Here is a 13,404-nt window from a genome sequence, read left to right on the forward strand (position 1 = left end):
GGAAGGGGGTCAGGCGAGGGAGCGGAGCGCCTCGGCCGGGCGAAGACGGGCGGCACGGCCACCGCCGACCACGCCCGCCAGCAGCCCGCCGAGCACCGCGAGGCCCACCGCGGCGAGGACGATCCAGAGGCTGACCGGGGCGGAGAGGACCACGTCGACGGCGCTCGCGGCGGTGTCCTGGGCGCCGCCGAACGGGCCGCCGCCTCCGGAGGGAGCCGCGGCGCCGTCGGCCGCCGCACCCCCGAGCTGCTGCATGCGGTCGCCCACGGACCCGCCCCCGCCGAAGGCGAAGGACGACCCGGACGACCCGGTGAGGGTGATCCCCGCCAGGTTGATCGCCAGGACGGCGAGGCCACCCAGGACCACGCCGGCGACGCCCCCGACGAGGCCCTGCACCACCGACTCGCCGGCCACCTGGCCCACCACCCGGTTGCGGGACCAGCCGATCGCCTTGAGCGTGCCGAGCTCGCGCGTGCGGCGGTTGACCCCCGACACGGTGAAGAGGATCGCCAGGCCGAAGGCGGCCAGCAGCACGATGACCGACAGCCACGTGCCGAGCCTGCTGACCAGCGACGAGGCGGTCGAGAGGGAGCCGGTGACGCCCTCGGCGAGGTCGGCCTGCGTGCTCACGGACGCGTCCGGCAGGGCGGTCGCGACCGCCGCGGCGACGGCGTCCACGTTCGAGGCGGAGTCCACGGAGACGTACAGGTCGGTGACCTGGCCGTCGAGGCCGGCCAGGGTCTGGGCCACGGCGAGGGGCACGTACACGTCGGAGGCGGTGGCCACGCCCTCGCCGGTGGTGGACGCGACGGTGCCGACGATCTCCAGGCCGGTCCCGGCGACGGTCAGCGTGTCGCCGACGGCGAGCTCCTCCTGGGCGGCGTAGGTGGCGTCGAGCACGGCGACGTCCGCCGAGGCGTCGTCGGCCGTGAGCGTGCGCCCCTCGGCGACCTCGACGGTGGTGAGCGGCCCGACGGCGTCCGCGGCCGGGTCCACGCCCGTCACGTCGAAGCTCGTGATCTCGAACGACGACCCGCCGGCGCCGCCCGCTGCGGCGCCCGGCTCCGGCCGCTCGCCCGACTCGAGCTGCTCCTGCATGGCCTCGACGTCGGGCATCTCGCCGGAGAACGACGTGCTCTGCAGGGTGAGCGTCGCCGCCACCCCGCTGACGTGCTCGATCCCGGCGACGGTCTCGGCGGCCGCGGAGTCGAACGACGCCGACCCGCGCGCCACGCTCAGGCGGTCCTGGGACAGGCTGCGCGTCCCGTCCTCGGCCGCCTCCCCGTCCTGGGCACCGAACTCGAAGCTGCCGGGGCCGCCGCCGCCCGGCGCCCCGGCCTGGGTGACGGTGACGTCCGTCCCGACGCCGTACACCGACTCCAGCACCGACGCCTGGGCGTCGCGGACGCCGGCCGCCACGGAGTTGACGACGATGACGAGGGCGATGGCCACCGCGAGCCCGACGGCGACCACGACTGTCTGCTTCTGTCTGTTGCGCAGCTCTCGGCGCAGGTAGGTGAGGAACATGCTCCGAGCGTGCTCGCGGAGCCTGGGCCGCACCTCGCACGACGCTGTGGACCCGCTATGTCTCTGGCGGTTCCGGTCCCGCGAGAACAACGTCCCGCGAGAACAACCTTGTGCAGGCAACCGCCACCGGTTGCCTGCACAAGGTTGTTCTCGTCGCCTAGGTTCGTCTCCGTGGACGAGCTGCAGCGAGTGATCGACGTCATGGACCGCCTCTACTCCCCGGGCGGCTGCCCGTGGGACCGGGAGCAGACGCACGAGTCGCTCGTGCGCTACCTCCTGGAGGAGGCGCACGAGCTCGCGGAGGCCATCGAGACGGGCGACCGGGCGAACCTCCGCGAGGAGCTCGGCGACGTGCTGTTCCAGGTGCTGTTCCACGCGCGCATCGCGGCCGACGACACCAGCGACCCGTTCACCGTCGAGGACGTCGCCCGCGACCTCTCCGACAAGCTGGTGCGCCGGCACCCGCACGTGTTCGCGGCGTCGTCGGCCCCCGAGGAGGTGGGCCTCACGAGCGAGGCGGTCCTCGCCGGCTGGGAGGTGCTGAAGCAGGCGGAGAAGCAGCGCACCTCCGTCCTGGAGGGCATCCCCCTCGCCCAGGGCGCGCTGGCCCGCGCGCAGAAGGTGGTCTCGCGCGCCACCCGGGCGGGCCTGCTGCCCGACGACGTCCAGGACGCCCCGGGCGGCGACCTCACCGAGCGCTACGGACGCGAGCTGCTCGCCGTCGTGGCCCGCGCGGAGGCCGACGGGGTGGACGCGGAGGGCGCCCTGCGGGCTGCTTCACGTGCGCTGGAGGCAACCGTCCGGCATGGCGAGACGGGGGAGGCTGCCCCTGCCCTGCGGCACTAGTCTGGGTGCGTAACCTCCGAGCAACAAACCTTCCAAGGAGAGCCCGTGGCTAGCATCGAAGCCGTTGGAGCACGCGAGATCCTGGACTCGCGCGGCAACCCCACCGTCGAGGTGGAGATCGTCCTGGACGACAGCACGTTCGCCCGCGCCGCGGTCCCCTCGGGTGCGTCGACCGGCGCGTTCGAGGCCGTCGAGCGCCGGGACGGCGACAAGGGCCGTTATCTGGGCAAGGGCGTCGAGGCCGCGGTCGCCGCGGTCAACGACGAGATCGCCCCCGAGCTGATCGGGTACGACGCCGAGGACCAGCGCATCATCGACCAGGCCCTGATCGACCTGGACGGCACGTCGAACAAGGGCAAGCTGGGCGCCAACGCGATCCTCGGCGTCTCGCTCGCCGTCGCGAAGGCCGCCGCGAAGAGCGCAGGCCTGGACCTGTACCGCTACGTCGGTGGTCCGAACGCGCACGTGCTGCCCGTGCCGATGATGAACATCCTCAACGGCGGGTCGCACGCCGACTCGAACGTGGACGTGCAGGAGTTCATGGTGGCGCCCATCGGGGCCCCCACGTTCCGCGAGGCGCTGCGCACCGGCACCGAGGTGTACCACTCCCTCAAGTCCGTGCTGAAGAGCAAGGGTCTGGCCACCGGCCTGGGCGACGAGGGCGGCTTCGCGCCGAACCTCGCCAGCAACCGTGAGGCTCTGGACCTGATCCTCGTCGCCATCGAGAAGGCCGGCTTCACCGCCGGCACCGACGTGGCGCTCGCGCTCGACGTCGCCGCCACGGAGTTCTTCTCCGACGGCACCTACGCGTTCGAGGGTGGCAAGAAGACCTCGGACGAGATGATCGAGTACTACCAGCAGCTCGTGGCCGACTACCCGCTGGTGTCCATCGAGGACCCGCTGTCCGAGGACGAGTGGGACGGCTGGGCGCAGCTCATGGGCGTCGTGGGCGACAAGGTGCAGATCGTCGGCGACGACCTGTTCGTCACCAACCCCGAGCGCCTCGCCAAGGGCATCCAGCTCAAGTCGGCGAACTCGCTCCTGGTCAAGCTCAACCAGATCGGCACGCTCACCGAGACGCTCGACGCCGTGACGCTCGCGCAGCGCAACGGCTTCACGACGATGACCTCGCACCGCTCCGGCGAGACCGAGGACACCACCATCGCCGACCTGTCGGTGGCCACCAACGCCGGCCAGATCAAGACCGGTGCCCCGGCCCGTGGCGAGCGCATCGCCAAGTACAACCAGCTCCTCCGCATCGAGGAGGCCCTGGACGAGGGCGGCCGCTACGCCGGCCGTACGGCGTTCCCGCGCTTCCAGGCGTGAGCTGACGCCTCGCCCATCGGCGGCGAGAACAACATTGCGCAGGCAACGGTCCCTCGTTGCCTGCGCAATGTTGTTCTCGGAGCGTGTGGGCGCGCGCCCGCGATGGACATTTACAGATGAAATGCCGCCGCGCCGGGCGTGTACACGCGCTCCGGCGCCGCGGGTCGGCACAATCGAGCCGTGCCCTCGTCCCGACGTCCGTCGTCCTCCGGTCCGGCGCGTCGTCCCGCGGCGCGACCTGGTTCGGCGGGCGCTGGTTCGGCGGGCGCTGGTTCGGCGGGCGCCGGTTCGTCGGGCGCCGGTTCGGCGCGGGGTGCTGCGTCGTCGGGCAAGGGCGCGACCCCGCGTCCGACGCCGAAGCCCGCGCCGAAGCCCGCCCCAGGGAAGGCCTCGACCCCGAAGCCCAAGCCGGCGACCCCCAAGCCCGCCACCCCGCGCCCCACCGCGTCCCGGCCGGCCGCAAGCGCCCCGCGCACCGCCCCCGCCGGCGGCAAGCGCCCGGTGCAGCCGCGCGCCCGCCGGGCGGTGAACGGCAGCGTCGCGGCGACGCGCCGGCCGGCACGCTCCGAGCGCCGGCGCGGCCGGAGCGGCCTGGTGCTGCCCGAGGTGCTGACGGTCCGCGCGATCGTGCTCTCGGTGGTGGTGCTGCTGGCGGTGGTGCTGCTCCTGCCGACGGTCCGCGCGGTCATCACCCAGCAGGCGCAGCTCCGTGACCTGCGTGCCGAGCTCACCACCCAGCAGCAGCAGAGGGAGCAGCTCGAGGTGGAGCTGGCCCGCTGGGAGGACCGGCAGTACGTCATCGAGCAGGCCCGCTCGCGGCTGAGCTTCGTCATGCCCGGGGACACCGTGTGGCGCACCCTGGACGCGGACTCGGTGCCGGAGGACGAGCCGACGTCGGGCCCGGTGGGGACGGGGCCGACGACGGGTACGGACGGCGACGACACGCCCTGGTACACGTCGCTGTGGGACTCGGTCCGGATCGCGGGCGGCGGCGAGTAGCCGGTGGGGGACAATGGAGCCGCCCCCTTTCCCCTCCCGAGGACCAACTTGTGACGCACAGCACCGACGACCGCCAGCCCGCCCCGAACCCGGGGGAGGCCGTGACGGACGCTGACCTCCAGGTCCTCGCCGAGCAGCTGGGGCGCGAGCCTCGCGGTGTGGTGGGGGTCGCGGCGCGCTGCGTCTGCGGGCGGCCCACGGTGGTGCGCACGGCGCCCCGCCTCCCCGACGGCACCCCGTTCCCGACCACCTTCTACCTCACCCACCCGGGTGCGGTGGCGGCGGCGTCGACCCTCGAGGCGAACGGCGTGATGAAGGAGATGACCGACCGCCTGGCCGAGGACGAGGAGCTGGCGGCGGCCTACCGGCGCGCCCACGAGCACTACCTCGCGGAGCGGGAGGCGCTGGGCCACGTCGAGGAGATCGCCGGGATCTCGGCGGGCGGCATGCCCACGCGCGTCAAGTGCCTGCACGTGCTCATGGGGCACGCGCTGGCCGCCGGTCCCGGGGTGAACCCGCTGGGTGACGAGGCGCTGGAGCGGGCGAGCGCCCTGTGGCGCCCCGACCGCTGCACCTGCTGACCACGCACCACCCCACCCGCCCGGCACGAGAGGCCTGCACCATGACCACCCGCGTCGCCGCGATCGACTGCGGCACCAACTCGATCCGACTCCTGGTGGCCGACGTGCCCGCCGACGGCTCCACCCTCACCGAGCTCGACCGCCGGATGGAGGTGGTGCGGCTCGGGCAGGGCGTCGACCGCACGGGGGAGCTGGCACCCGACGCGCTGGAGCGCACGCTCGCGTCGACGCGCGAGTACGCGGAGGTCATCGAGCGGCTGAGGGCCGAGCGGGTGCGGTTCGTGGCGACGTCGGCCACGCGCGACGCGCGCAACCGCGAGGCGTTCTTCTCCGGCGTGCACCGGATCCTGGGCGTCGAGCCCGAGGTGATCACGGGCGACGAGGAGGCGCAGCTGTCGTTCCGCGGGGCCACCGGCGTGGTGGGGGCGGCGCACCCGGGGCCGTTCCTCGTGGTCGACCTGGGCGGCGGCTCCACGGAGCTGGTCCTCGGCACCGGCTCCGTGGACGCCGGGTATTCGATGGACGTGGGCTCCGTCCGGCTCACCGAGCGCCACCTCCGGAGCGACCCGCCCACGGCGGCGGAGATCGAGGCCGCCCGGGCCGACGTGCGTTCCGCCCTGGACGACGCCGCCCGCGTGGTCCCGCTGGGCAAGGCCGTCACCCTCGTCGGCCTGGCGGGCTCGATCACGACCGTGACGGCGCACGCCCTGGGTCTGGAGCGGTACGAGCGCGAGCGGATCGACGGGTCCATGCTGCCGGTCGGCGCCGTCCTCGCCGCGTGCGACGCGCTGCTCGCCGCCCCGCGCGAGGAGCGGGCGGCGATGGGGTTCATGCACCCCGGCCGGGTCGACGTGATCGCTGCCGGCGCGCTCGTCTGGGCCGAGGTGGTGCGGCGGGTCGTGGCCGACGTCGAGGCCGCGGGCGGGTCGCTCACCGAGGTGGTCACGAGCGAGCACGACATCCTGGACGGCATCGCGCTGTCGATCGCCTGAGCTGCCCTCACCCCCGCCGAGACAGTGACCTCGTCGGACGACGTCACTGTTTCGGCGGGGGAGCCCTGCCGAGACAGTAACTCTGTCCGACGAAGTTGCTGTTTCGGCGCCGGAGCCCCGCCGAGACAGTGACTCCGTCCGACGAAGTTGCTGTTTCGGCGCCGGAGCGCCGCCGAGACAGTGACCTCGTCGGACAAAGTTACTGTCTCGGCGGGGCTAGCAGCGGCGAGCCGCTGGTGCTAGTACGCATCACGTAGTAGTGTTCACCGCGAGAGAGAGGGGCACCGTGGACATGACACAGCTGCTCAAGGGGGTGCTCGACGCCGCCGTCCTGGCCGTCGTCGAGCAGGAGGACGGCTACGGCTACGACGTGCTGCGCAGGCTCCGCGCCGCCGGCCTCCAGGACATCGGTGACGCCTCGGTCTACGGCACTCTCCGCCGCCTCTACGCGGCGGGTGCACTCACGAGCTACGTGGTGCCGTCCGACGAGGGGCCGCACCGCAAGTACTACGGCATCACCGCGCACGGGCGCGAGATGCTCGGGACACAGCGCAAGGAGTGGCAGGAGTTCACCGGCACCGTCGCGGGACTCCTCGGCAACAGGAACGAGGCAGCCTGATGGTCACCACCGGCACGGACACGCTCGCCGCGCACGTCCGCGGGTACGCGCAGGCGGTCCGCCTGCACCTGTCCGACCTGGGTCCCGACGTCGTCGAGGACCTCACCGACGGCCTCGAGGCCGACCTCACCGAGGCCCTGCTCGACCTCCCGGACCAGGGCCGCGTCCCGGCGGTCTCAGACGTTCGGGCCGACGGCGACGCCCCGGTCACCACGGTCCTCGACCTCGCCGTGACCTTCGGCCCGGCCGCGGCCTACGCGGCGGAGCTGCGGTCGGCCGCGGGCATCGCGCCGCCCGCGGCCGCGGAGTACCGCCCGCCGCGGCGCTGGGCCGTGGGCCGGGGGATCCCCACGGCGTACGAGGCGGTCTCCGAGCGCTGGACCGCCGCGTGGCGGCCGGTCGCCGTGTCGCCCGCCGGGTCGTCGGTCCTCGACTTCCTGCGTTCTCTGGTCCCGGTCTGGTGGATCCTGCGGGGCTGGGTGGTGGCCACGGTGCTGCTGTTGCCCTTCGGCATGTCGGTCCGGCTGTGGCCGTACGACCCGTCCGCGCAGTTCCTCATGATCGCCGCGATCGTCCTGAGCGTGCAGTGGGGCCGCGGGAAGTGGCTGCCCCGCCGGTCCTGGGCGCCGCGCCTGCTGACGGTGGCCTCGGTCGGCTCGGCCGTGGCGGCCGTGCCGCTGGTGCTGTACGTGGCGTCCGTGGGGCACCCGTACGACGGCGCGCCCTCCGGCTACGACGCCGGCTTCAGCGACGGCTACAACCAGGCGCAGTTCAGCGCGTCGCCCGTGGACTACCCGGGCGTGCCCGGGTCCGACGGCGTCTGGGTGGACGGCATGCAGGTCTCCAACCTGTTCGCCTTCGACCAGGACGGCAACCCCCTGCGCAACGTCCAGCTCTTCGACGACCGCGGCCGTCCCGTCCGCACGATCTCCGACCAGGGCGCCTCCCAGACCTGGGCGGTGCCGGACCTCCCGGGGAACTGGGTCTTCCAGCCGGCGGTCGCCGGTGACGGCCGCGAGCGGTGGAACGTCTACCCCCTCCAGGCGGTCGAGCTCGAGGACACCGAGACGGTGTACGACGAGGACGGCGACGGCTGGAACGACCACCCCGTCCCGCTGACGGGGGTGCGGCCGCAGTCCATGCCGTGGCCCTTCCTCAAGGCGCCCACGGAGATCCCGTCGAAGGGCAGCGCCCCCGATGCCCCGGCGGACGGGGCCGACGAACAGCCGGACGGCGCCGAGGTCTCGCCCGCACCGGGCGCCCCCGCACCGAGCGCCCCGGCGACCGGCGACCAGCCCGGCGTCGCCCCGGGAGGCGACCGGCCGGCGTCGGGCACCGTCCCGGGCGGCGACCAGGGTGTGCCGACGCCGACGCTCGAGGCGACCGACGCGGACTGATCCGGTGCGCGGGCGCGAGCCCGGCCCTCTGACCAGGGTCGGCGCTCCGCCCGCGGGGCGCGTCCTCACACGTGCCCCGGGCGGGGCGTGAGCCGGCCCGGACCCCGTCTGAATCCGGGCCCGATGCGCGGTAATCTAAGGATCATGCCTCAGAACGACCTGACCTCGGTCAGCCCTGCCCAGGAAGCGGCGGCGCCCACACCCCGCCCGCGGAAGGTGCCGCGCATCGTGGTGCTCGGCGGCGGGTCCGTCGGCCTCTACGTGGCTCGGCGCCTGCGCAAGAAGCTGAAGAAGCGCGAGGCGGCGATCGTCGTCGTGGACCCGCGGCCGTACATGACGTACGCCCCCTTCCTGCCGGAGGCGGCCGCCGGCTCGATCGACGCGCGTGACGTCGTAGCGCCCCACCGTCGTGCGCTCAAGCGCATCGACGTGCTGCAGGGCAAGGTCGTGAACATCGACCACGCGAACCGCAAGGTGTCGATCCACCCCGAGGAGGGCGCCGACTACGAGGTGTCGTACGACCAGCTGGTCGTGGGCCTCGGCTCGGTGTCCCGCACGCTGCCGATCCCCGGCCTGGCCGAGAACGCCATCGGCTTCAAGAACGTGGAGGAGGCCATCGCGGTCCGCAACCACGTGCTGAACCGACTCGACGTGGCGTCGTCCACCTGGGACGCCGACCTCCGCAAGCGGATGCTCACGTTCACCTTCGTGGGCGGTGGCTTCGCCGGCATCGAGGCGCTCGCCGAGATCGAGGACATGGCGCGGTACGCCACCCGCCAGTACCCCACGATCGACCCGGAGGACCTGCGGTTCGTCATGATCGAGGGGGCCGGCCGCATCCTCCCCGAGGTCTCGGAGCCCATGGGCCTCTGGGCGCTCGAGGAGATGAAGAAGCGCGGCATGGAGTTCCACCTCAACACGTTCCTCTCGTCCTGCGTGGACGGGCACGTGGTGACCTCCACGGGCGTGGAGTTCGACTCCGACACCATCGTGTGGACCGCAGGCGTCAAGGCGAACCCGGTCATCAAGGAGAACTCGGACCTGCCGTTCGACCGCCTGGGCCGTGTCACGGTGCTGCCCACCCTGCAGGTCGCCACCGAGACCGGAGAGGTCATCGCGGGCGCGTGGGCCGCGGGCGACTGCGCCGCCGTGCCGGACGTCCTCAACCCGGGCTCGTTCTGCCCCCCGAACGCGCAGCACGCGATCCGCGAGGCCGTCCGCCTCGCCGACAACATCGTGGCGCAGCTCAAGGACCGCGAGCTCGTCGAGTACAAGCACAAGAGCGTCGGCGTCGTGGCTTCCCTCGGCCTGTACAAGGGCGTCGCGGAGCTGTTCGGCTTCCTCAAGCTGCGCGGCCCGCTCGCCTGGCTCGCACACCGCGGCTACCACGTCATGGCCATGCCGACCGGCAACCGCAAGGTCCGCATCATGATCGGCTGGATCGGGCAGTTCCTCATGGGCCGCGAGCTCGTCTCGCTCGGCTCGCTGCACGACCCGCGGTCCGAGTTCCGCGCCGCCGCCGTCCCGCCCAAGCCGTCGGGCGAGAAGGTCGAGCAGAAGGCGGAGTCGTCCGCGGCCACGGCCGAGGCCGGCGGGACCGAGCCGGCGATCGCCAAGCGCTGAGCCTGCGGGGCTTGCCCCGGTCCGCTTCGAGAACGTCATCAGGTATCACTTCCTCCCCGGGAGCGGTACCTGATGGCGTTCTCGGGGCGGACACCCGGCAGAGGGTGGACACCGGCGATCCGGCGCTGCCGGGCTAATCTTCGGGGTGCGCCCCCATAGCCCAACTGGCAGAGGCAGCCGGCTTAAACCCGGCCAAGTCCCGGTTCGAACCCGGGTGGGGGCACCTTCTTGCGGCCCGACGGCGGCCCGGGCGCGGCCCGACGGCGGCCCGGGCCCGGGCCGGCGCTTCGCCCGCCTTTACGCCCGCAGCAGACGGCGGAACCCTTCGGGACTGTCGGACGCTGCGGGTAGCGTGACGGTGGGTAGGTTGGCAGCACGGGCGACGGCGGGGAGACGACCATGACGGTGACCCAGGTGACGGGCCGGACCGCTGCGAGCGTGCCGGCGCAGGGCCCGGCGCACGAGCCGGTGCTGGATCGCGGCAGGGAGCCGCTGCTGCGGCACCTCGTGGGCGGCATCCTGCGCCGCGCGCGGCGTGACCAGCGCCGCACGTTGTCCGACGTCGCGACCGCCGCCCGCGTCTCGACCGCCTACCTCTCCGAGGTGGAGCGGGGGCGCAAGGAGGCGTCGTCGGAGGTGCTGGCCGCCGTGTGCGAGGCGCTGGGGCTCCGGCTCGTCGACCTGGTGGAGCGGGCCTGGACCGAGCTGGCGCTGGTCAACGACGCGCGCGTCGTGGACCTCACCCGCCGCGCCGCCCCGGCCGGGTTCCACACGGCCCAGTCCGGTGCACCCGCCCGCGCCGACGCCGTCGGGCAGCGGGGGCGTGCCGTGCTCCGCGCGGCGTGACCCGCGGTACTCCGCCCGGTGGGCGAGCCCCCGGGCCTGTCAGGCCCCTCCGCGCGGGTCCTGTCCTAGTGCCGGGAGGATGACCTCGTCGACCACGCGCGCGAGGTAGGCGTCGTCGGGCAGGCGGACGCGGTCCATCGCGTACTTCGTGACGAGGGCCTCGCCCACGTCGACGGTCACGTCGGTGATCCGGCCGGGGTCGATGCGTCCCCGCGCCGCGTAGTGGTCGAGCACGGTCCGGGTGAACCGCCCGCCGTGGGCGTCGAAGACATCGCGGTACAGCCGTTCGTGCAGCTCGGGGTCACGGGACGCCTCGGCGACGACGGCGAGCATCGCCGGTCCCAGGCGCTTGTCGCCCATCAGGTCGCGCAGCAGCCGCAGCGCGGCGACGAGATCGCCGCGGAGGTCGTCGGCACCCGGGGCAGGCTGCTCGCGGGGGTAGCGCGCGTGGAGCGCCTCCAGCAGGATGTCGCGTGGTGCGGGCCACCGGCGGTAGAGGGACGTCTTCGCGGTGCCGGCCCGACGCGCCACGCCCTCCATGCTCAGTCGCGCGACGCCGTGCTCCGCCGCCTCGAGGAGGACGGCGTCGTAGATGGCGTCGACGAGGTCCTGACCGTGCCGACGGGTCTGGCGCACGCCCTCGTCCTCGGCAGAAGGCATGGGGGCTTCCTTTCTTAGATACGGTGTCGTATCTTCGTCTCGTTCGGAAGATACGGAACCGTATCTTCGCTGCCTCGCGTACGCGACTCGCGCTACGCCGACGAGACGAGCTCCGATGACCAGCACCGTACAGTTTCCGGGCCCTGACCACCTGCCCCCGCCCGCCCCCGTCGAGGCCGGCCGGCGTGTGCTCGGCCCCGACCTGGCGCGCGGGGCGATGCTGCTCGGCATCGCCGTGGTGCACGCCACCCTGCTGCGCGAGATGGCGCTCGGCGGCCGGGCCGAACCGCTGTCCCGAGCGTTCGACCCCCTCGCCCGCGCCGCCGTCACCGTGCTGTTCGAGGCGCGGAGCTACCCCCTGTTCGCGCTGCTGTTCGGCTACGGCCTGGCGTGGATCCATCGGCGGCGGACCGCCGAGGGCAGGCCGTGGCCCTGGACCCGGGCCCTGGTCCGGCGCCGCGGCCGGTGGCTGCTCGCGCTCGGGTTCGTGCACACGGTCCTGCTCTTCTTCGGCGACATCCTCGGGGTCTACGGGCTGATCGCCGTCCTGTTCGCCGGCCTGCTCCAGGCCTCCGACCGTCGCCTCCTCGCCCACGCGTTCGCATGGCTCGCCGGTGGGTCGCTCGTCTACGTGCTGGTCACCAAGTGGATCGTCCCCACGGACCCGTCCGCGTCGTCGGTCTTCACCGACAGCCCGCTGCTCGACGCCGGGCTCCGCCTCGCGACCTGGCCCGTGATGCTGCCCGTCACGGTGCTCACCTCGGTGTTCCCTGTGCTCGTCGGCGTGTGGGCGGCGCGGCGCGGCGTCCTCGAACGGCCCGCTGACCACCTGCCTCTCCTGCGCCGGACGGCGGTCGTGGGCGTCACCGTCGGCGTGCTCGGTGGGGTGCCAACGGGCCTCGTGGCGGCCGGCGTGGGCGACGTCGGACAGGTCGTCGGCGCGGCCGCGTCGTGGCTGCACCTCCTCACGGGCTACGCCGGCGGGTTCGGTTACGCGGCCGTGCTCGGGCTCGTCGCGGCGCGCGCGCAGGGCCGTCCGGGACCCGTCGTGCGTGCGCTGGTCGCCACCGGCAAGCGGTCGCTCACCTGCTACCTGCTCCAGTCGGTCGCGTGGAGCGTCATCTTCCCGCTCTACGCGCTCGACCTCGCGCCTGACCTGTCCGTGGCGGGCGGCGTGGCAGTGGGTGCGGGCGTCTGGGCGCTCACCGTCGTGGTCGCCGTGGTGCTGGAGCGCCTGGGAGCGCGCGGACCGGCCGAACGTCTCCTGCGGTGGCGCACGTACGGCCCGGCGGCCCGCCGCTGACCGGTCAGAGGCCCGCCCGGCGGCCCGCCGTGGGCCGGACGTCCTCGACACGGTCGACGATCCGGTCCACGAAGCCGTACTCCACCGCCTCCTCGGCGGTGAACCAGCGGTCGCGGTCGCTGTCGCGGGCGATCGTCTCCGGGGTCTGGCCGGTGTGCCGGGCGTTCAGCTCCGTGACCACGCGCTTGGTGTGGAGCATGTTCGCGGCCTGGATGGTCACGTCGGCGACCGAGCCGCCGATCCCGCCCGACGGCTGGTGCATGAGTACCCGCGTGTGCGGCAGCACGTACCGCTTGCCGGGCGTACCCGCGGCGAGCAGGAACTGCCCCATGCTGGCTGCGAGCCCGAAGCCCACGGTCGTGACGTCGTTCGGGATCAGCTGCATCGTGTCGTAGACGGCCAGGCCCGCGCTGATCGAGCCGCCGGGGGAGTTGACGTACAGCGCGACGTCGGCGCGCGGGTCCTCGGCCGACAGCAGCAGGAGCTGTGCGCAGATGCGGTTCGCCACGGCGTCGTCCACCTCGGTGCCGAGCACCACGATCCGCTGGTGCAGCAGCCGGGAGGAGAGCTGGTCGTCGAACGGGCTGGCGGTAGCGGGCGCCTCGGCCCGCAGCAGTGGCTGGTTCATGCCCTCACCCTCGCCCGACGACGGCCGGCCGGGTAGGGCTTTCGGCCTGCGGCAGAT

General features: G+C 73.4%; 13 protein-coding genes and 1 tRNA gene. 11 read left to right on the forward strand and 3 right to left on the reverse strand.

Annotated features, from left to right (window positions below; all coding sequences use genetic code 11):
* Positions 1–9: 9 nt before the first annotated feature.
* The gene (locus AC060K_RS15675) at positions 10–1,527 is read right to left on the reverse strand and encodes an ABC transporter permease (RefSeq protein WP_483766337.1); all 1,518 of its coding nucleotides are present in this window, start codon (positions 1,525–1,527) and stop codon (positions 10–12) included.
* A 171-nt stretch (positions 1,528–1,698) separates the two neighbouring features.
* Between AC060K_RS15675 and AC060K_RS15680 the strand changes: the two genes are divergently transcribed.
* The 10 genes from AC060K_RS15680 to AC060K_RS15725 all read left to right on the forward strand — a co-directional run bounded on the left by AC060K_RS15680 (position 1,699) and on the right by AC060K_RS15725 (position 10,756).
* The gene (locus AC060K_RS15680) at positions 1,699–2,373 is read left to right on the forward strand and encodes a nucleoside triphosphate pyrophosphohydrolase (protein WP_483766338.1); all 675 of its coding nucleotides are present in this window, start codon (positions 1,699–1,701) and stop codon (positions 2,371–2,373) included.
* 45 nt (positions 2,374–2,418) lie between these two features.
* Complete coding sequence (gene eno / locus AC060K_RS15685; protein ID WP_483766339.1) at positions 2,419–3,699, forward strand: phosphopyruvate hydratase; 1,281 nt, start codon at positions 2,419–2,421, stop codon at positions 3,697–3,699.
* 180 nt (positions 3,700–3,879) lie between these two features.
* Positions 3,880–4,698, forward strand: coding sequence for an FtsB family cell division protein (locus AC060K_RS15690; RefSeq protein WP_483766340.1), 819 nt, complete (start codon positions 3,880–3,882; stop codon positions 4,696–4,698).
* A 50-nt stretch (positions 4,699–4,748) separates the two neighbouring features.
* Positions 4,749–5,279, forward strand: a complete 531-nt coding sequence (locus tag AC060K_RS15695; RefSeq protein WP_483766341.1) for a DUF501 domain-containing protein — start codon at positions 4,749–4,751, stop codon at positions 5,277–5,279.
* Between the two features lie 41 nt (positions 5,280–5,320).
* On the forward strand, positions 5,321–6,271 hold the full coding sequence (locus AC060K_RS15700) for a Ppx/GppA phosphatase family protein (protein WP_483766342.1): 951 nt from the start codon (positions 5,321–5,323) through the stop codon (positions 6,269–6,271).
* A 286-nt stretch (positions 6,272–6,557) separates the two neighbouring features.
* Entirely contained in the window at positions 6,558–6,890 is a 333-nt protein-coding gene (locus AC060K_RS15705; RefSeq protein ID WP_483766343.1) for a PadR family transcriptional regulator, read from the forward strand.
* Positions 6,890–8,287, forward strand: coding sequence for a hypothetical protein (locus AC060K_RS15710; protein ID WP_483766344.1), 1,398 nt, complete (start codon positions 6,890–6,892; stop codon positions 8,285–8,287). Before AC060K_RS15705 ends, AC060K_RS15710 begins: the two co-directional genes overlap by 1 nt.
* 144 nt (positions 8,288–8,431) lie before the next feature.
* A complete protein-coding gene (locus AC060K_RS15715; RefSeq protein WP_483766345.1) occupies positions 8,432–9,910 on the forward strand; it encodes an NAD(P)/FAD-dependent oxidoreductase in 1,479 nt (492 codons plus the stop codon).
* A gap of 149 nt (positions 9,911–10,059) precedes the next feature.
* A tRNA-Leu gene (locus AC060K_RS15720) sits at positions 10,060–10,133 on the forward strand.
* Positions 10,134–10,309: 176 nt separating this feature from the next.
* Entirely contained in the window at positions 10,310–10,756 is a 447-nt protein-coding gene (locus AC060K_RS15725; RefSeq protein ID WP_483766346.1) for a helix-turn-helix domain-containing protein, read from the forward strand.
* 39 nt (positions 10,757–10,795) lie between these two features.
* Here the strand turns inward: AC060K_RS15725 and AC060K_RS15730 are convergent, their stop codons facing one another.
* On the reverse strand, positions 10,796–11,416 hold the full coding sequence (locus tag AC060K_RS15730) for a TetR/AcrR family transcriptional regulator (protein ID WP_483766347.1): 621 nt from the start codon (positions 11,414–11,416) through the stop codon (positions 10,796–10,798).
* A 115-nt stretch (positions 11,417–11,531) separates the two neighbouring features.
* Here AC060K_RS15730 and AC060K_RS15735 point away from each other — a divergent pair, with 115 nt between their 5' ends.
* Complete coding sequence (locus AC060K_RS15735) at positions 11,532–12,719, forward strand: DUF418 domain-containing protein (protein WP_483766348.1); 1,188 nt, start codon at positions 11,532–11,534, stop codon at positions 12,717–12,719.
* Positions 12,720–12,723: 4 nt separating this feature from the next.
* Here AC060K_RS15735 and AC060K_RS15740 read toward each other — a convergent pair whose 3' ends face one another.
* Positions 12,724–13,347, reverse strand: coding sequence for a ClpP family protease (locus tag AC060K_RS15740; RefSeq protein WP_483766349.1), 624 nt, complete (start codon positions 13,345–13,347; stop codon positions 12,724–12,726).
* Positions 13,348–13,404 lie beyond the last annotated feature (57 nt).

This window comes from Antribacter sp. NEAU-D49 (assembly GCF_057158775.1).

Coding starts and splice junctions, on each gene's coding strand:
- AC060K_RS15675 (WP_483766337.1), bottom strand. CDS start 1,527: ATGTTCCTCACCTACCTGCGCCGAGAGCTGCGCAACAGACAGAAGCAG.
- AC060K_RS15700 (WP_483766342.1), top strand. CDS start 5,321: ATGACCACCCGCGTCGCCGCGATCGACTGCGGCACCAACTCGATCCGA.
- AC060K_RS15710 (WP_483766344.1), top strand. CDS start 6,890: ATGGTCACCACCGGCACGGACACGCTCGCCGCGCACGTCCGCGGGTAC.
- AC060K_RS15715 (WP_483766345.1), top strand. CDS start 8,432: ATGCCTCAGAACGACCTGACCTCGGTCAGCCCTGCCCAGGAAGCGGCG.
- AC060K_RS15725 (WP_483766346.1), top strand. CDS start 10,310: ATGACGGTGACCCAGGTGACGGGCCGGACCGCTGCGAGCGTGCCGGCG.
- AC060K_RS15730 (WP_483766347.1), bottom strand. CDS start 11,416: ATGCCTTCTGCCGAGGACGAGGGCGTGCGCCAGACCCGTCGGCACGGT.
- AC060K_RS15735 (WP_483766348.1), top strand. CDS start 11,532: ATGACCAGCACCGTACAGTTTCCGGGCCCTGACCACCTGCCCCCGCCC.
- AC060K_RS15740 (WP_483766349.1), bottom strand. CDS start 13,347: ATGAACCAGCCACTGCTGCGGGCCGAGGCGCCCGCTACCGCCAGCCCG.